Below are 17,302 nucleotides of genomic sequence, written 5' to 3' on the forward strand. Positions count from 1 at the left end.
ATTCCGCACACGACGTGTGCGCGTCCCCATGGAGATCAAGATGAGCAAGCGGAACAGCCAGGCGGCGAAGACGGCGGCCCGTGAGCGGCTGCGCGCCGAGCGCGAGCGCGAGGCGAAGCGGGCGAAGGCGAGGCGGCAGATCGTCGTCGCCGCCTCGGTGGTCGGCGTGCTGGCGGCGGCCGGCGGCATCGGCTACGCCATCGTGCAGGCCAACAAGCCCAGCCAGTGGGAGGCCGTGAAGAAGGACAAGGTCGTCGCTCCGGCCAACACCACGGGCACGAACGGCACGACCGTCGTCATCGGCAAGGACAGCGCCAAGAAGACCCTCAAGGTCTACGAGGACCCGCGCTGCCCCATCTGCGCCTCGTTCGAGCAGGAGGCCGGCTCGACGGTCGACAAGGACATCGAGGACGGCAAGTACAAGGTCCAGTTCATCGGCGGCACGTTCCTCGACGGCGACTCGCTGAAGGACGGCAAGATCGGCTCCAACGGCGAGGGCTCCAAGAACGCGATGAGCGCCATGGGCGCCGCGCTGAACGTGAGCCCGGAGGCGTTCCTCGCGTACAAGAACGCGCTCTATTCGGCGAAGTTCCACCCGGCGGAGTCGGACGACAAGTTCAAGGACGACGACTACCTGATCGAGATCGGGGATTCCGTCCCCGCCCTGAAGAACAACGCCAAGTTCCAGAACGCCGTGAAGAAGGGCACGTACGACGCCTGGGCGCTCGCCATGTCGAAGACCTTCGACACCAACAAGGACGGCGTGACGGGCACCCCGAGCTTCGTCATGGACGGCAACGTGCTCAAGACGTCCAACCCCAACCAGCCGTGGACGGCGGCCGAGTTCACCAAGGCGGTGGACGCGGCCCTCAAGGGCTGAATCGACGACTGGTCGAAGAGCGGGCGAACTTTTACCGGTTCGCCCTCTCTCGTTCATACCGATCAGTAACCTGATCGTCCGTGACCAGTCCATACAGATCAACCGAGAGCGCGTCCTCGTCCGCCGAGAGCGCCAAATCCCGTTCCCCTCGCCGCCGTACGGTCGTCAAGGCCGCGGCGGCGACGGCCGTCCTGGCCGGTCCGCTCGCCGCCGCGCTCCCAGCCGGCGCCGTGGACGCGGCCCCCGCCTTCCTGCACGGCGTCGCCTCCGGTGACCCGCTGCCCGACGGCGTCCTGCTGTGGACCCGTGTGACGCCCGTGCCCGAGGCGACCCCCGGCTCCGGGCTCGGCCCGGACACCGAGGTCAGCTGGATCGTCGCCCGGGACAAGGCGCTGACGAACATAGTCGCCAAGGGCTCGACCACGGCGAAGGCCGCCTCCGACCACACCGTCAAGGCCGACATACGCGGCCTGGAGCCGGCCACCGACTACTGGTTCCGCTTCTCCGCGGGCGGCACGGACTCCCCGGTGGCGCGTACCCGCACCGCGCCGGCGGCGAACGCGTCCGTGTCCAACCTCCGCTTCGGTGTGGCCTCCTGCGCCAACTGGGAGGGCGGCTACTTCTCCGCGTACCGCCACCTCGCGGCCCGCGGCGACCTGGACGCCTGGCTGCACCTGGGCGACTACATCTACGAGTACGGCACCGGCGAGTACGGCACGCGCGGCACCGTCGTACGGCAGACCACGCCCACCCACGAGATCCGCACGCTCGCCGACTACCGGATCCGGCACGGCAAGTACAAGACGGACCCGGATCTGCAGGCCCTGCACGCGAAGGCGCCCGCCATCGCCATCTGGGACGACCACGAGATCGCCAACGACTCCTGGTCGGGCGGCGCCGAGAACCACACCGAGGGCGCCGAGGGCACCTGGGCCGCGCGCCAGGCCGCCGCCAAGCAGGCCTACTTCGAGTGGATGCCGGTGCGCCCGGCGATCGCCGGCACCACCTACCGCCGCCTGCGCTTCGGCAAGCTCGCCGACCTCTCCCTGCTCGACCTGCGCTCCTTCCGCTCGCAGCAGGTGTCCGTCGGCAACGGCGAGGTCGACGACCCGGACCGCACCCTCACCGGCAGGGCCCAACTGGACTGGCTGAAGGCGGGGCTGAAGTCCTCCGACACCACCTGGCGGCTGGTCGGCAACTCGGTGATGATCTCGCCGTTCGCGATCGGCTCCCTCACCGCGGACCTGCTCAAGCCGCTGGCCAAGCTGCTGGGCCTGCCGCAGGAGGGGCTCGCCCTCAACCCCGACCAGTGGGACGGCTACACGGACGACCGCCGGGAGCTGCTCGCCCACCTGCGCTCGAACGCGATCCGCAACACCGTGTTCCTGACCGGCGACATCCACATGGCGTGGGCCAACGACGTGCCGGTGGACGCCGGTACGTACCCGCTGTCCGCGTCCGCCGCCACGGAGTTCGTCGTCACCTCGGTCACCTCCGACAACCTCGACGACATCGTCAAGGTCCCCGAGGGCACGGTCTCCGCGATCGCCTCGCCGATCATCAAGGCCGCCAACCGGCACGTCCACTGGGTCGACACCGACCGCCACGGCTACGGCGTCCTGGACATCACGGCCGACCGCGCGCAGATGGACTACTACGTCCTGTCCGACAAGACCAAGCAGAACGCGACCGCCTCCTGGGCCCGTTCGTACCGCACCCGCAGCGGGACGCAGAAGGTGGAGCGCACGTACGACCCGGTCTGACCCGGCTCCCGCGGAGTCCCGAAGGCTTACAAGGTGTCGAGGAAGCCGAGTGCCACCCGCCAGGTGGCCTCGGCGGCCTCCTCGTCGTAGTCCGGCAGATCGGGGTCGGTGTAGACGTGGCCGGCGCCCGCGTACCGGTACACCTCCACGTCGGCGCCCGCTCTGCCCATCTGCAGATACCAGGCGCTCAGCCAGTCGTCCGTCTCGAAGGGGTCCGGCTCGGCGACATGCAGCTGCACCGGAAGATCGTCCACCGAGGCGTTCGCCGCGATGTCCGACGTGCCGTGCAGGAGCAGCAGCCCGCGCGCCCTCTCGTCGCCGAGCGCGAGGGTCTGGGCGATGGAGGCGCCGAGCGAGAACCCGGCGTAGACCAGACCCCGCTCCGAGTAGGGCGCGGCGGCGAGCACGGCCCGCTTGAGCAGCTCGTCCTTGCCGATCCGGTCGTTGAAGTCCATGCCCTCCTCGACCGTCTCGAACGTACGCCCCTCGAAGAGGTCCGGCGTCCACACCTCGTGTCCGGCGGCGCGCAGCCGGTCCGCTGCCTGGTGCACCGCGGGCCTGAGGCCATAGGTCGAGTGGAAGAGCATGATGTTCATGAGGCCATGGTGCCAGCCGGGTCCGACAACGCCGTGACCACCGCCTCACCGGCGCACATGTTCATGACCCCCCTGGAGTGGTTACGTTCGGGGGCATGGAGAACATACTCCGCCCGCTGATCGTGATCGGCGGCTCGGTTCTGCTCACCCTGATCATCGGGTGGGCCACCGACCGCCTGATGCGCAAGGCCGACGAACGGCACAGTGAGACCCCGCTGTGGGGTCAGCTGCGCCGCGCCCGCGTCCCCTACCAGCTCGTCCTGTGTACGGCCCTGCTCAGAGGGTCGTACGACGAGGCCGAGCTGCTGCTCGAACACCGGGTCGCCGTCGGCCGGGTGCTGTCCCTGGTGCTGATCGGGGCGGCCGCCTGGCTGGCGATCCGGATCGCGGCCGCGGTCGTGGAGACGACGTACAGCCGCTATGCCCGCGTCCATCGCGACCCGGCCCGGGTCCGGCGGGTGCGCACCCAGGTGACGTTGATCATGCGTGTGGTGGCGGCGGTCGTCGGCGTGGTGGCCGTGGCGGCGATGCTGCTGACGTTCCCGGCGATGCGCGCGGCCGGCGCCTCGCTGCTGGCATCGGCCGGCATCCTCGGCATCGTCGCCGGTGTCGCGGCCCAGTCCACGCTGAGCAACATGTTCGCCGGGCTGCAGATCGCCTTCGGCGACATGGTGCGCATCGGGGACACGGTCGTGGTGGACGGTGAGTGGGGCACCGTCGAGGAGATCACGCTGACGTTCCTGACGGTGCGGACCTGGGACGAGCGCCGGATCACGATGCCCGTCTCGTACTTCACGTCGAAGGCGTTCGAGAACTGGTCGCGCGGCGGCGCCCAGATGACCGGCACCGTCTTCCTCCACGTCGACCACTCGGCGCCGATGGAGGCGATGCGCGATCAGCTCCGCGACGTCCTGCGCGCGTGCCCGGCGTGGGACGGCCGCGACTACGGCCTGGTCGTCACCGACTCGACGCCCAGCACGATGGAGGTGCGGGCACTGGTCACCGCGAAGGACGCGGACGACCTGTGGACGGTCCGGGTCACGGTGCGCGAGCAGCTGATCCGCTGGCTGACCGAACGGCACCCGTACGCGCTGCCGCGCGTCAACGCGACGGACGCGGTCCTGCCGCCCGGCTTCCCCGTCCCCCAGCGCGTCCCGACCGGCCGCCGTACCCACCAGCACGACCACCAGCCGGCGGCGCGCCCGGAGCGGCCCTGACCGTCAAGGGCTGCCGTGACCGTCGTAGGCGGCTTCCGGCCGTCTCCGACGGGCTCAGTGGCCGCGCTCGGCCCCGCCGTTCACCTGGATGATCTGCGAGGTGATGTGCCCGGCGCCGTGGGACGCCAGCCAGTGCAGGGTCGCGGCGACGTCCCCCGGCGTACCGGCCCGCCCGGTCGAGGTCTCCGCGACCAGCCGCTCCCGCCGCTCCTCGTCCATGCCGTCGCCGAAGAACTCGGTGTCCTCGACGTACCCGGGCGCGACCACGTTCACGGTGATCCCGCGCGGCCCCAACTGCCGGGCCAGATCATGGGCGTACGGGTGCAGCGCGGCCTTGGACGCCGCGTAGGCCCCGCTGCCGGACCCCCGGAAGGCGGCGATGGAGCTGAGGAACAGGACCCGCCCGCCGGGGTCGGCGAGACGGTCCTTCAGGGCCTCGGTGAGCAGGGCGGCGGTCAGGGTGTTGAGGCCGAAGTTGAGGGTCCAGTTGTGCAGGACGACGTCGAGGGGCTCGTCGCTGTCCACCCTGGGCTCCAGATACCCGCTGCCTCCGGCGCTGTGGATCAGTACGTCCACGGTGCCGAACTCGGACGCCACGAAGCGCTCCACGCCCCGCGCGCCGCTCGTCCTGCTCAGATCCGCCGCGTAGGTGAGGGCACCGGGCACACCGGCCCGCTCCAGCACCTCGGCGCGCCGCCCGAGCAGCAGGACCCGGTCCCCGTCCGCCGCGAACAACTGGGCCGCCGCGAGCCCGATTCCCGTACCGCCACCACTGATCACCACGTTGCGAGCCATGATCCGAGCGTACAAAGGGAGGCAGGACATGCCGCGTACGTTCACACGACTGCCATGAAGATCACCGCAGACTGCGCACGTCCAGATGCCGCAGCACCCGGTCCACCACCTCCGGGTCGGCCCCCGGCTCGCTGCGCGCCGCCAGCACCTCGTGCCGCGCCGCGCTCAGCAGCTCCCCCTGGATCCGCCGCACCCGCTTCAGGCGCCGCAGCCGTTCCCGATGCGCCTCCCTGCGCTCCTCCTCCCCCATGTCCGGGCTGATCCGCACCCCGATCTCGAAGGCCCGCCGCAGCATCTGCTCGGACAGGTCCTCCGGCAGATCCTCCACGGCCTCGATCTCCCTGAGCCTGCGCTTGGCCGCCTTGGCCGCCCGCACCGCCAGCTGCTTCTCGAACTCCTTCTCCCGCGCGCTGTCGGCCTGCACCCCGAGCCTCTTCACCAGCCACGGCAGGGTCAGTCCCTGGAGCACCAGCGTCGCCATGATCACCCCGAACGCGATGAACACGATCTCGTCCCGGTCGGGGAAGGCGGCCCCCGAGTCCGTCTCCAGCGGAATGGCCAGCGCCAGGGCGACCGAGGCCACGCCACGCATCCCCGACCACCACATCACGACGGTCTCGCGCCAGCCCAACGGGATCTCCTCGTCGTAGTCCCGTTTCGTGTGCATCCGTTTGGTGAGCCAGGTGGCCGGCAGCAACCACAGCAGCCGCACCACTACGACGACACCGACCACCGCGGCCGCCCAGCCGAGCATCTCGTGCCACCGCCCGGACGCCGTGCGCACCGCGATGTGCAGTTCGAGCCCGATCAGCCCGAACGCGACGCCGGTGACCAGCGTGTCGACGATGTCCCAGAAGGTGTGCCCGGCGAGCCGGGTCATCACGTCGTCGGCGCCGGTGGCGTACTCGGCGAGGAACAGGGCGGTGACGAGCACCGCGAGCACACCGGAGCCGTGGAGCTCCTCGGCCAGCACGTACGAGGCGTACGGCACCAGCAGCGTGAGCCCGATCTGCAGGGTCGGGTCCCCCAGCAGATCCATCAGCTTGTTGGCGCCCCACCCCAGGGCGAGCCCGACGGCCAGTGCCACCACGGCGGACAGCAGGAGATCGAGTCCGGCCTCCCACGGCGAGAAGGTGCCGCTCACGGCGGCCGCGATCGCCACGTGGTACAGCACGATGGCGGTCACGTCGTTGAAGAGCCCCTCGCCCTCCAGGATGGACACCAGACGCCGGGGCAGCCCGAGTTGCCCGGCGACGGCGGTCGCGGCGACCGGATCGGGCGGCGCGACGAGCGCGCCCAGCGCCACGGCGGCGGCGAGCGGCAGCCCGGGCACGATCGCGTGGGCGACCGCGGCCACGCACACCGTCGTGACGAACACCAGCGCCACGGCCAGCAGAAAGATGGGCCGCACGTTCGCCGCGAACTGCCGCCAGGAGGTCCGCCGTACGGCCGCGTACAGCAACGGCGGCAACAGCAGCGGCAGGATCAGATCCGGCGGAACCTCGACGTTCGGGACGAACTCGAGCAACGCGAGAACGATCCCGAGCAGCGTCATCAACACCGGCGCCGGCAAACCGACCCGGTCCCCCACCGGGACACTGACCACGGCCCCGAGCAACAGCACGAACAGCAGGGCCAACTGATCCACGCTCAGCGCTCCGATGACATCGGCGTACACAAGGCAGACCTCAAGCCTGCCACGCCGCCTCTCTCACCAGCGCCTACGGACCCCCGGCTACAGAACGCGCCGCATCGCCCGGTGCGGTATCCCCGCGTCGGGGAACTCCGGCCCGTACGCCACGTACCCCAGCCGCTCGTAGAACCCCAGCGCATGCGTCTGCGCGTGCAGATCCACGGCCGCCAGCCCACGCGCGCGTGCCGCCTCCTCGATGGCCCGCACCAGCGCGGCCCCGACCCCGAGCCCGCGCGCCGCCTTCGTCACCGCGAGCCGCCCCAGCGACCCCACCGACGGATCGCCGCCGACCTTCGCCGCGGCCGCCTCGCCGTACAGCAGTCGGCCTGTCCCGAGCGGCACCCCGTCCTCCCGGACCGCCAGCACATGCAGGGCGGTGGCGTCGTACGCGTCGTACTCGATGTCCTCGGGAACGCCCTGCTCCCCGACGAAGACCTCCTTGCGCACCACGAAGCACGCCTCGCGGTCGGCGGGGTCCTCCGCGACGCGGACGGCGTACGGCGCGGAGCTCATGCCCAGGTCTCCTCGCGGACCTGGTCCAGCGCCTTCTGCAGGTCGGCCGGGTAGTCGCTCTCGAACTCCACCCACACCCCGTCCCCCGGGTGCTCGAAGCCGAGACGGACGGCGTGCAGCCACTGGCGGGTCAGGTGGAGCCGCTTGGCGAGGGTCGGGTCGGCGCCGTAGGTGAGGTCGCCGACGCACGGGTGGCGGTGGGCCGCCATGTGGACGCGGATCTGGTGGGTGCGTCCGGTCTCCAGCTTCACGTCGAGCAGCGAGGCCGCGCGGAACGCCTCGATGAGGTCGTAGTGCGTGATCGACGGCTTTCCCTCGGCCGTGACCGCCCACTTGTAGTCGTGGTTGGGGTGGCGGCCGATGGGCGCGTCGATGGTGCCGCTGGTCGGGTCGGGGTGGCCCTGGACGAGCGTGTGGTACCGCTTGTCGACCGTGCGCTCCTTGAACTGGCGCTTGAGCGACGTGTACGCGTACTCGGACTTGGCGACGACCATCAGACCCGATGTGCCCACGTCGAGCCGGTGCACGATGCCCTGGCGCTCGGCGGCACCGGACGTCGAGATCCGGTACCCGGCGGCGGCGAGCCCGCCGATGACGGTCGGCCCGGACCAGCCCGGCGACGGATGCGCGGCCACACCGACCGGCTTCACGATCACGACCACGTCATCGTCGTCGTGCACGATCTCCATGCCCTCGACCGGCTCGGCGACGACCTGCACCGGCGCGGGCGCCTGCGGCATCTCGACCTCCAGCCAGGCCCCGCCGTGCACCCGCTCGGACTTCCCGACCACCGACCCGTCGACCGTGACCTTCCCCGCGGCGGCGAGCTCCGCCGCCTTGGTACGGGAGAAGCCGAACATGCGGGAGATGGCGGCGTCGACGCGCTCGCCCTCCAGGCCGTCGGGCACGGGCAGGGTGCGGATCTCGGGAATCGTGCTCACCCGACGAGTATGCCGGACGGGTCCGACAGCCCCGTACGGAGCCTGTGGACAACCCTCCCGGGCCCCGGACTCCGGACTCCCCCGGGCTCCTCGCGGACTCAGTCCTTGTGCACGGTGCCGTCGGGGTCCAGCCCCCTGAAGGACAGCAGCACGATCAGGATGCCGCCGCACACGATCGCGGAGTCGGCCAGGTTGAACACGGCGAAGTGCTTGGGCGCGATGAAGTCCACGACCGCGCCCTCGAAGACGCCCGGCGAGCGGAAGATCCGGTCGGTGAGGTTGCCGAGCGCACCGCCGAGCAGCATGCCGAGCGCGATCGCCCAGGGCAGGCTGTACAGCTTGCGGGCGAGCCGGGCGATCACCACGATCACGGCCGCCGCGATCACCGTGAAGATCACGGTGAAGGCCTCTCCGAAGCCGAAGGCCGCGCCCGCGTTGCGGATCGCCTCGAACTTCAGCCAGTCCCCGATGATCTCGATCGGCGGGTGGTGCTCCAGCTTGGCCACCACGATCATCTTGCTGATCAGGTCGAGGGCGTACGCGAACGCGGCGACCCCGAACAGCACGGCGATCCGGCGCTTGCCCCGGGGCCGCTCGGCCGCGGAGTCCTTCGCGTGCTCGTCGGCCTGCTCCGGCTCGGCTCCCGCCGCCTCTGGGATTTCCGGCGTACCGATGATGCGCTCCGCCTCTGCCACGTGAGTCCCTCAACCTAGGTACCTGACTGAGGACGAGAGTACGACACGTCCAACGGCATCCGCCTACCGGTCAGTACCGGCGTTCCTGCTTCTGCTTGCACTCGACGCACAGGGTCGCGCGCGGGAACGCCTGCATGCGCGCCTTGCCGATCGGGTTGCCGCAGTTCTCGCACAGGCCGTACGTGCCCGCGTCGAGCCGCTCCAGGGCCCGCTCGGTCTGAGTGAGCATCTCGCGCGCGTTGGCGGCGAGCGCCAGCTCGTGCTCGCGCGTGATGTTCTTGGCGCCGGTGTCCGCCTGGTCGTCGCCGGCGCCGTCGCCGGAGTCCCGCATCAGGCCGACGAGGGACTGCTCGGACGACGTGATCTCGTCGCGCAGCCGCATCACCTCGGCCATCAGCTCGGCCCGCGCCTCCTCGACCTCCTCCGGGGTCCAGGGGTCCTCACCGGGGCGCACCGCGAGCTCGCCGGGCTCCACCGCCGCGGAGAGGCGTGCCTTGGGAACGGCGGTCTTCGCCGCCGTGGCCGTGCCAGGAGTCTTCTTCGCAACCACCGTCGTGGCTCCCGTCTGCTCCGCGGCCTGCGCCGCGCCCGCCTTCTTGGCCCTGCTCTTGGCGGCCGCCTTCTTCCCGGCCGCCTCCCTGCCGACCGCTCCCTGATCGGCCTCTTCCTTCGCGGCGGCCACCTTCTTGGCGGCCCTTTCCCCTGCCACGGCCTTCTTGGCCACGCCCTTCTTGGCGGCCGCTCTCGCAGACGCGCTCTCCTTGGCGGCCGCCTTCTTCCCGGCCGCCTTCTCCTCAGCGGCCTTCTCCTCAGCGGCCTTCTTGGCCCCAGCAGATTCCTTGGCCGTCTTCTTCTTGGGGGCCGGCTTCTTGGGGGCCGCCTTCTCACCGGCACTCTTCCCACCGGCACGCCTCTCGGCGCCGCTCTTCGCCCCGGCCGCCTTCCCGGTGCCCGCCTCGGGAGCCGCCGTCTCGGCAGCGACCGCTTTCTTCCCGGCCGCTTTCGCCCCCTTCTCCTTCACCGTCTTCACCGGCTTACCGCCCCGTGCCCCCGCGGAACCCCCCTGCGCGCTCTTCTTCCCGCCCACATCCTTGGCCGCACCGCCTGAGGCACTGGCACCACCAGAGGCACCCGCACCGCCGGAGGCACTCGCATGGGTGGACCGTCCCGACGCCGACTGCTGTACGGCGGTCTTCTTCGCCACCATGCCGCGGCCCCTTCACATATTGTGATCTTGCACGCGAATCGTGCTGGGACGATAAATCGACTCGAGTCCCGCGGCAACGGGGCACACCGCCCGATTCGCCCGCCTCGCGCATGTCGCGCGGCAGACCTGCATGCGTTGTGCCCAGCTCCCCGCCGGGTATGCCGCCGAGCCGAACGTCCCAGATTCCGAACACACGACCGCTCCATTCGGGTCACCGCGGCCTGAACCACGCCCGGCCCCCACGCCCCGGAAATCCGGTCGGCCGCTGTCCGCGCGGCGCCGTACACTGGGCGGAGCGAAAAGCGTGGATGGGGACGAGTAGCGACGTACGCAGCCCAGAGCGACCCGGGGACGGTGGAAGCCCGGGGGCGAGCGCGACGTGAAGATCACCCCGGAGCCGCCGGAAGAAAGCCGCAGCGCACAGGCAGTGGCCAGTAGAACCGGCATCGCGACCCCAATGAGGGGGCTCGCCGACGCACACCCCGCGCCGGAGGGCCAAGGAGGGTGGTACCGCGGGAGCGCGCCGAACCGGCGTAAGGAAAGACACAGCTCTCGTCCCTCCGGACGGAAGGCAGCAAGTCCGCCGGAGGAAGCTCGCTGATGACAACGCCGACGTACCGCCAGGTACCCGCCCAGGTCGACCTGCCCGCCCTCGAGCACGCCGTGCTCGACTTCTGGCGCGAGCAGAAGATCTTCGCCAAGAGCCTGGAGCAGTCCGAGGGCCGCCCGGAGTGGGTGTTCTACGAGGGCCCGCCCACCGCCAACGGCATGCCCGGCGCCCACCACATCGAGGCCCGTGTCTTCAAGGACGTCTTCCCCCGCTTCCGCACCATGCGCGGCTACCACGTGGCCCGCAAGGCCGGCTGGGACTGCCACGGCCTGCCGGTGGAGCTGGCGGTCGAGAAGGAGCTCGGCTTCAGCGGCAAGAAGGACATCGAGGCGTACGGCATCGCCGAGTTCAACGCCAGGTGCCGCGAGTCCGTGCTGCGCCACACCGACGCCTTCTCCGACCTGACGACCCGCATGGGCTACTGGGTCGACCTCGACGACGCCTACGTCACGATGGAGCCCGAGTACATCGAGTCGGTCTGGTGGTCGCTCAAGGAGATCTTCAACAAGGGCCTGCTCGTCCAGGACCACCGCGTCGCCCCCTGGTGTCCGCGCTGCGGCACCGGCCTGTCCGACCACGAGCTGGCGCAGGGCTACGAGACGGTCGTCGACCCCTCGGTGTACGTCCGTTTCCCCCTCACCTCCGGTCCGCTCGCCGGCGAAGCCGCGCTCCTGGTGTGGACGACCACGCCCTGGACCCTGGTGTCCAACACGGCCGTGGCCGCGCACCCCGACGTCACCTACGTCGTCGCGACCGACGGCGAGGAGAAGCTCGTCGTCGCCGAGCCGCTTCTCGCCAAGGCCCTCGGCGAGGGCTGGGAGACCACCGGCCAGACCTTCACCGGCGCCGAGATGGAGCGCTGGACCTATCAACGACCGTTCGAGCTGGTGGAGTTCCCGAGCGTCAGCGAGGGAACCAATGGGCACAGCCCGGCCGAGGCGCATTTCGTCGTCAACGCCGAGTACGTCACGACCGAGGACGGTACGGGCCTGGTCCACCAGTCCCCCGCGTTCGGTGAGGACGACCTCAAGGTCTGCCGGTCCTACGGCCTGCCGGTCGTGAACCCGGTCCGCCCGGACGGCACCTTCGAGGAGGAGGTCCCCCTGGTCGGCGGCGTCTTCTTCAAGAAGGCGGACGAAAAGCTCACCGAGGACCTCCAGCAGCGCGGCCTGCTCTTCCGGCACATCCCGTACGAGCACAGCTACCCGCACTGCTGGCGCTGCCACACCGCGCTCCTGTACTACGCGCAGCCGTCCTGGTACATCCGCACCACGGTCGTGAAGGACCGCCTCCTCCAGGAGAACGAGAAGACCAACTGGTTCCCCGACACGGTCAAGCACGGCCGCTTCGGCGACTGGCTGAACAACAACATCGACTGGGCGCTGTCCCGCAACCGCTACTGGGGCACCCCGCTGCCGATCTGGCGCTGCGAGGACGACCACCTCACGGTCGTCGGCTCCCGCGCGGAGCTCAGCGAGCTCACGGGCACCGACCAGTCCACGCTGGACCCGCACCGCCCGTACATCGACGACGTCACCTTCGCGTGCCCCCAGTGCCAGAAGACGGCCACGCGCGTGCCGGAGGTCATCGACGCCTGGTACGACTCGGGTTCGATGCCGTTCGCGCAGTGGGGCTACCCGTACAAGAACAAGGAGCTGTTCGAGAGCCGCTACCCGGCGCAGTTCATCTCCGAGGCCATCGACCAGACCCGCGGCTGGTTCTACACGCTGATGGCGGTCGGCACGCTGGTCTTCGACAAGTCGTCGTACGAGAACGTCGTCTGCCTCGGCCACATCCTCGCCGAGGACGGCCGCAAGATGTCCAAGCACCTGGGCAACATCCTGCAGCCGATCCCGCTGATGGATCAGCACGGCGCGGACGCGGTCCGCTGGTTCATGGCGGCCGGCGGTTCCCCGTGGGCGGCACGCCGCGTGGGCCACGGCACGATCCAGGAGGTCGTCCGCAAGACGCTCCTGACGTACTGGAACACGGTCGCCTTCCAGGCCCTGTACGCCCGTACATCGAACTGGGCGCCGTCCGCGGCCGACCCGGCCCCCGCCGACCGCCCGGTCCTGGACCGCTGGCTGCTGTCCGAACTGCACGCGCTGACCGACCAGGTGACCCAGTCCCTGGAGGCGTACGACACCCAGCGCGCCGGCAAGCTGCTCTCGGCGTTCGTCGACGACCTCAGCAACTGGTACGTCCGCCGCTCCCGTCGCCGTTTCTGGCAGGGCGACAAGGCGGCGCTGCGCACCCTGCACGAGGTCGTCGAGACGGTCACCAAGCTGATGGCCCCGCTGACCCCGTTCATCACCGAGCGGGTCTGGCAGGACCTGATCGTGCCGGTGACCCCGGGCGCTCCGGAGTCGGTGCACCTGGCGTCCTGGCCCGAGGCGGACCTCTCCGCCATCGACCCGGAGCTGTCGAAGCAGATGGTTCTGGTCCGCCGGCTCGTCGAGCTGGGCCGCGCCACACGCGCGGAGTCGGGCGTGAAGACCCGCCAGCCGCTGAGGCGCGCGCTGGTGGCCGCGACGGGCTTCGAGGCGCTCAACCCCGAACTGCACACGCAGATCACGGAGGAGTTGAACGTCGAGTCGCTGGCGTCCCTGTCCGAGGTGGGCGGCAGCCTGGTGGACACCACCGCCAAGGCCAACTTCCGCGCCCTGGGCAAGCGGTTCGGCAAGCGCGTCCAGGACGTGGCGAAGGCCGTCGCGCACGCGGACGCGGCGGCGCTGTCCCTGGCCCTGCGCGAGGGCACGGCGTCGGTGGAGGTCGACGGCGAGACGATCACCCTCGCTCCGGACGAGGTGATCATCACCGAGACCCCGCGCGAGGGCTGGTCGGTGGCGTCCGACTCCGGCGCGACGGTCGCCCTGGACCTGGAGATCACGGAGGAGCTCCGCCGCGCGGGCCTCGCCCGTGACGCGATCCGCCTGATCCAGGAGGCCCGCAAGAACAGCGGCCTGGACGTGGCCGACCGCATCGCCCTGCGCTGGACGGCGACGGACCCGGCGACCATCGCGGCCCTGAGCGAGCACACCGAGCTCATCGCCGACGAGGTCCTGGCGACGGACTTCGCCCAGGGCGAGGCGGACGACACCTACGGGTCCCCGTTCACGGACGAGGGCCTGACCCTGACGTTCCGTCTGCGCAAGGCGTCGTAAGCGCCGGCCGAACGCCGAAGGCCCGGACCTGCCAGGAAAATCTTGGTGGTTCCGGGCCTTCGGCGTTGCGTACGTCGGACACCCCGACCCCGCCCGAACAAACACCGCAGACCCCATGGTCACGCACAGCAAAAGGGCGGGGCCCCGGATCGAAATCCGGGGCCCCGCCCTGAACGCTGCCGACGCCTACGGCGTACTACCAACCGTCAGTTGTCGTCCTCGTCGATGAGGAACCCGCGCATCGGCGACGGGGCCTGACCCATCGGGCCCGGACCCTGCGGCCGGACCGGTGCCATCGGCTGGGTCATCGCCGGGGACATCTGCTGCTGACCGCCGTAGGACGGAGCAGCCGGAGACGGGGCGCCGCCCATCGTCTGGTTGCCGCCGTACGAGGGGGCGCTCGCGCCGGCCGGTGCCATGGAGGGCGCCGGGGACGGCGGGAGGGACGCCGTGGCCGGGGTGCGCGGCGGTGCGAGCGAGTCGTCCGACTGGGTCTCCAGCTGGCGCAGCTGGGACTCGAGGTAGGACTTCAGCCGCGTGCGGTACTCGCGCTCGAAGCCACGCAGGTCCTCGACCTTGCGCTCCAGCGTGGCGCGGGCGGACTCCAGGGAGCCCATCGCGACGCGGTGCTTCTCCTGCGCGTCCCGCTCCAGGGCGTCAGCCTTGGCGCGGGCGTCCCGCTCGAGACCCTCGGCACGCGAACGAGCCTCGCCGACGATCTTGTTGGCCTCGGAACGAGCCTCGGCGATCGCCTGGTCGGCGGTCTGCTGGGCGAGCGACAGAACGCGCGCGGCGCTGTCGCCACCGGGGCCGCCCTGACCGGGACCGCCCATCGGGCCACCCATAGGACCGCCCATCGGGCCGCCCATCTGCTGCATGGGGGGCTGGCCCATCGGCCCCGGACCCTGGCCCATCGGACCGGGACCCTGAGGGCCACCCTGACCGCCGGGGCCGGCGGGCAGCTGCGGAGCACCGCTGGGCAGCTGGGGCGGACCACCCATGGGGCCACCCATCTGCTGCTGCGGCGGGCCCGATATCCCGGCGGGGACAGGAGCACCCGGACCGCGCATGCCCTGCTGAGGCATGCCACCCTGCTGCGGCATACCGCCCTGCTGCTGGTCCTGCGGAGGCTCCGGAGGCTTGCGCATGTTCTGCTGGTTCTGGGCAGCAGCACGCGTGGCCGCGGCCAGCTTGGCGCGCAGGTCCTCGTTCTCGCGGAGCAGGCGCGTCAGTTCGGCTTCGACCTCATCGAGGAAGGCATCGACCTCGTCCTCGTCATAGCCTTCTCGGAGGCGGACGGTCGTGAACTGCTTGTTCCGCACGTCCTCGGGGGTCAACGGCATCTCTTCACCTCAACGTAGTCGTCGGCAGTCGGCAAGACCGTATCTGTCACATCGCTCACATCGCGCTCCGTACAAGCGTGATCAGGATGTAGACGATGATCATCAGAACGAAGAAGGACAGGTCGAGCGCCACGCCCCCGAGACGCAGCGGCGGGATAACCCGCCGCAGAAGCTTCAGCGGTGGATCAGTGACAGTGTAGGTGGCCTCCAGAACGACCACCATCGCCTTGCCGGGTTGCCATGAGCGGGCGAACTGGAAGACGTAGTCCATGACCAACCGGAAGATGAGCACGATGAGGAACACCATCAGCGCGATGTAGAGAACCTGCAGAACCACGCTCATGACTGGTGCTTCCCTCTCCCCTGTTCCGTGCGATCTTCCGGTGGTGCGTCTCAGCTCTGGTTGAAGAACCCGCCCTCTGCGATGCGGGCCTTGTCCTCCGCCGTGACATCGACGTTAGCAGGAGACAACAGGAACACCTTCTGGGTCACCCGCTCGATGCTGCCGTGAAGACCAAACACCAAACCGGCCGCAAAGTCGACAAGTCGCTTCGCGTCTGTGTCATCCATCTCAGTCAGATTCATGATCACCGGGGTGCCCTCACGGAAGTGTTCCCCGATGGTACGGGCCTCGTTGTAGGTCCGCGGGTGAAGCGTGGTGATCCGGTAAGGCTCTCGTTCCGACACAACCTTGGGCATGATCACCGGTGCGTTCTTCTCCAGGCTTGCGCGTTCTTGTGTGATGGACGCCACGGGCGCGATACGCGCCGGGCGGCTGGATTCCGCGGGTAGCGAAGTCGATCGTGCCACCGGTTCACGCGGCGCGGGCGGCTGAACGATTCGCACCTCTTCGTCCCTTTGGGACTGATGTGCGCTGTGTGACTGGTGAGACGGCTCGTGCCGTCGGTGGTCCCGCTCGGGCTCCGGGTCCAGTTCGGGCTCGAAGTCGTCGTCGGGGTCGAACCCCCGGCCGTCGTATCCGTCGTCCTCCACGAGGCCGAGGTAGACCGCCATCTTGCGCATCGCGCCGGCCATGCTCTGAGTCCTCCGCTCTGTGGTGGATCTGCGACTGCCAAGTGCCCGCGATCCACGCGGTCGTTACGCTCGCCTTGCGGCGACATTGACCATATTTTCTGCTGTGGTCCGACTTCCTGGCGACGTTACCCGAGCCTGGGGCGGACTCCGAGTACCGCAGTGCCGACGCGCACATGTGTCGCACCGGCCGCCACGGCCTCTTCGAGATCCGCACTCATCCCTGCCGACACCATGTTCGCAGTCGGATGAGCCCGGCGCAGGTCGGTCGACAAATCCATCAACCGCTCGAACGCCTCCTGTTGGCGCCCCGCGTACTCCCCCGAGAGCGGGGCGACGGTCATCAGCCCGTCCAGCCGCAGCCCCGGGGACTTCGCGACGAGGTCCGCCAACTCCTCGATCCCGCCCGGCGCCACACCACCCCTCTCACCCCGCAGGCTCTCTCCCGCATCCAGCGCCACCTGGATGAGACAGCCCACCTCACGCTCCTGCCGGACGGCCTCCTTGGACAGCGCCGTCACGAGCCGGGAACGATCGACGGACTGCACGAGATCCGCGTAACCGACCACGGATCGCACCTTGTTGGTCTGCAACTGGCCGACAAAATGCCACACAAGGGGCAGATCCGAGCATGCGGCGGCCTTGGGTGCCGCGTCCTGGTCACGATTCTCGGCGACGTGGCGCGCACCGAGTTCGGACAGGATCCGCACATCGCTCGCGGGATAGGTCTTGGTGACCACGATGAGCGTCACCTCCTCGCGCTTGCGCCCGGCGGCGGCGCACGCGGCGGTGATGCGCGCCTCCACTTTCGCCAGATTCGCGGCGAGTTCGCCCTTACGGTCCGTCATGCTCT

The 17,302-nt window shown here is 69.9% G+C and carries 15 protein-coding genes; 4 read left to right on the forward strand and 11 right to left on the reverse strand.

Annotated elements, in window-relative coordinates:
- Window positions 1-40 precede the first annotated feature (40 nt).
- Window positions 41-880 (forward strand): thioredoxin domain-containing protein, encoded by an 840-nt coding sequence (locus EJ357_RS12135; RefSeq protein ID WP_126391452.1) that lies wholly within the window; start codon window positions 41-43, stop codon window positions 878-880.
- An 80-nt stretch (window positions 881-960) separates the two neighbouring features.
- Complete coding sequence (locus EJ357_RS12140) at window positions 961-2,643, forward strand: alkaline phosphatase D family protein (protein WP_126391454.1); 1,683 nt, start codon at window positions 961-963, stop codon at window positions 2,641-2,643.
- Between the two features lie 26 nt (window positions 2,644-2,669).
- Here EJ357_RS12140 and EJ357_RS12145 read toward each other — a convergent pair whose 3' ends face one another.
- Window positions 2,670-3,239 (reverse strand): dienelactone hydrolase family protein, encoded by a 570-nt coding sequence (locus EJ357_RS12145; RefSeq protein ID WP_126391456.1) that lies wholly within the window; start codon window positions 3,237-3,239, stop codon window positions 2,670-2,672.
- A gap of 95 nt (window positions 3,240-3,334) precedes the next feature.
- On the opposite strand from EJ357_RS12145, the gene EJ357_RS12150 reads away from it, so the two are divergent.
- A complete protein-coding gene (locus EJ357_RS12150) occupies window positions 3,335-4,456 on the forward strand; it encodes a mechanosensitive ion channel family protein (protein ID WP_126391458.1) in 1,122 nt (373 codons plus the stop codon).
- A gap of 54 nt (window positions 4,457-4,510) precedes the next feature.
- Here EJ357_RS12150 and EJ357_RS12155 read toward each other — a convergent pair whose 3' ends face one another.
- The 6 genes from EJ357_RS12155 to EJ357_RS12180 form a co-directional block, all read right to left on the reverse strand.
- Window positions 4,511-5,251 (reverse strand): SDR family NAD(P)-dependent oxidoreductase, encoded by a 741-nt coding sequence (locus tag EJ357_RS12155; RefSeq protein ID WP_126391460.1) that lies wholly within the window; start codon window positions 5,249-5,251, stop codon window positions 4,511-4,513.
- Between the two features lie 61 nt (window positions 5,252-5,312).
- Window positions 5,313-6,899 (reverse strand): Na+/H+ antiporter, encoded by a 1,587-nt coding sequence (locus EJ357_RS12160; RefSeq protein WP_126399396.1) that lies wholly within the window; start codon window positions 6,897-6,899, stop codon window positions 5,313-5,315.
- 87 nt (window positions 6,900-6,986) lie between these two features.
- The gene (locus EJ357_RS12165) at window positions 6,987-7,457 is read right to left on the reverse strand and encodes a GNAT family N-acetyltransferase (protein WP_126391462.1); all 471 of its coding nucleotides are present in this window, start codon (window positions 7,455-7,457) and stop codon (window positions 6,987-6,989) included.
- Window positions 7,454-8,398 (reverse strand): RluA family pseudouridine synthase, encoded by a 945-nt coding sequence (locus tag EJ357_RS12170; protein WP_126391464.1) that lies wholly within the window; start codon window positions 8,396-8,398, stop codon window positions 7,454-7,456. Before EJ357_RS12170 ends, EJ357_RS12165 begins: the two co-directional genes overlap by 4 nt.
- A gap of 98 nt (window positions 8,399-8,496) precedes the next feature.
- Window positions 8,497-9,093: a signal peptidase II gene (gene lspA / locus EJ357_RS12175; RefSeq protein ID WP_126391466.1), complete on the reverse strand. Its 597-nt coding sequence runs from the start codon at window positions 9,091-9,093 to the stop codon at window positions 8,497-8,499.
- 70 nt (window positions 9,094-9,163) lie between these two features.
- Window positions 9,164-10,300, reverse strand: coding sequence for a TraR/DksA family transcriptional regulator (locus EJ357_RS12180; protein ID WP_126391468.1), 1,137 nt, complete (start codon window positions 10,298-10,300; stop codon window positions 9,164-9,166).
- Window positions 10,301-10,900: 600 nt separating this feature from the next.
- On the opposite strand from EJ357_RS12180, the gene ileS reads away from it, so the two are divergent.
- Window positions 10,901-14,074: an isoleucine--tRNA ligase gene (gene ileS, locus EJ357_RS12190; RefSeq protein ID WP_126391470.1), complete on the forward strand. Its 3,174-nt coding sequence runs from the start codon at window positions 10,901-10,903 to the stop codon at window positions 14,072-14,074.
- A gap of 206 nt (window positions 14,075-14,280) precedes the next feature.
- Here the strand turns inward: ileS and EJ357_RS12195 are convergent, their stop codons facing one another.
- The 4 genes from EJ357_RS12195 to EJ357_RS12210 form a co-directional block, all read right to left on the reverse strand.
- Window positions 14,281-15,417, reverse strand: a complete 1,137-nt coding sequence (locus EJ357_RS12195; RefSeq protein ID WP_126391472.1) for a DivIVA domain-containing protein — start codon at window positions 15,415-15,417, stop codon at window positions 14,281-14,283.
- 55 nt (window positions 15,418-15,472) lie between these two features.
- Window positions 15,473-15,760, reverse strand: a complete 288-nt coding sequence (locus EJ357_RS12200) for a YggT family protein (protein WP_004001943.1) — start codon at window positions 15,758-15,760, stop codon at window positions 15,473-15,475.
- A 50-nt stretch (window positions 15,761-15,810) separates the two neighbouring features.
- The gene (locus EJ357_RS12205) at window positions 15,811-16,452 is read right to left on the reverse strand and encodes a cell division protein SepF (protein WP_031483359.1); all 642 of its coding nucleotides are present in this window, start codon (window positions 16,450-16,452) and stop codon (window positions 15,811-15,813) included.
- A 125-nt stretch (window positions 16,453-16,577) separates the two neighbouring features.
- Window positions 16,578-17,297 (reverse strand): YggS family pyridoxal phosphate-dependent enzyme, encoded by a 720-nt coding sequence (locus tag EJ357_RS12210; RefSeq protein ID WP_126391474.1) that lies wholly within the window; start codon window positions 17,295-17,297, stop codon window positions 16,578-16,580.
- Window positions 17,298-17,302: the final 5 nt, after the last annotated feature.

Origin of the sequence: Streptomyces cyaneochromogenes (genome assembly GCF_003963535.1) — a bacterium.
In the GTDB taxonomy this organism is placed as follows: domain Bacteria; phylum Actinomycetota; class Actinomycetes; order Streptomycetales; family Streptomycetaceae; genus Streptomyces; species Streptomyces shaanxiensis.

Excerpts from the sequence above, each read along its gene's own strand:
- EJ357_RS12135 (WP_126391452.1), top strand. The coding sequence starts at position 41 with ATGAGCAAGCGGAACAGCCAGGCGGCGAAGACGGCGGCCCGTGAGCGG.
- EJ357_RS12145 (WP_126391456.1), bottom strand. The coding sequence starts at position 3,239 with ATGAACATCATGCTCTTCCACTCGACCTATGGCCTCAGGCCCGCGGTG.
- EJ357_RS12150 (WP_126391458.1), top strand. The coding sequence starts at position 3,335 with ATGGAGAACATACTCCGCCCGCTGATCGTGATCGGCGGCTCGGTTCTG.
- EJ357_RS12155 (WP_126391460.1), bottom strand. The coding sequence starts at position 5,251 with ATGGCTCGCAACGTGGTGATCAGTGGTGGCGGTACGGGAATCGGGCTC.
- EJ357_RS12165 (WP_126391462.1), bottom strand. The coding sequence starts at position 7,457 with ATGAGCTCCGCGCCGTACGCCGTCCGCGTCGCGGAGGACCCCGCCGAC.
- EJ357_RS12180 (WP_126391468.1), bottom strand. The coding sequence starts at position 10,300 with ATGGTGGCGAAGAAGACCGCCGTACAGCAGTCGGCGTCGGGACGGTCC.
- ileS (WP_126391470.1), top strand. The coding sequence starts at position 10,901 with ATGACAACGCCGACGTACCGCCAGGTACCCGCCCAGGTCGACCTGCCC.
- EJ357_RS12195 (WP_126391472.1), bottom strand. The coding sequence starts at position 15,417 with ATGCCGTTGACCCCCGAGGACGTGCGGAACAAGCAGTTCACGACCGTC.
- EJ357_RS12200 (WP_004001943.1), bottom strand. The coding sequence starts at position 15,760 with ATGAGCGTGGTTCTGCAGGTTCTCTACATCGCGCTGATGGTGTTCCTC.
- EJ357_RS12205 (WP_031483359.1), bottom strand. The coding sequence starts at position 16,452 with ATGGCCGGCGCGATGCGCAAGATGGCGGTCTACCTCGGCCTCGTGGAG.
- EJ357_RS12210 (WP_126391474.1), bottom strand. The coding sequence starts at position 17,297 with ATGACGGACCGTAAGGGCGAACTCGCCGCGAATCTGGCGAAAGTGGAG.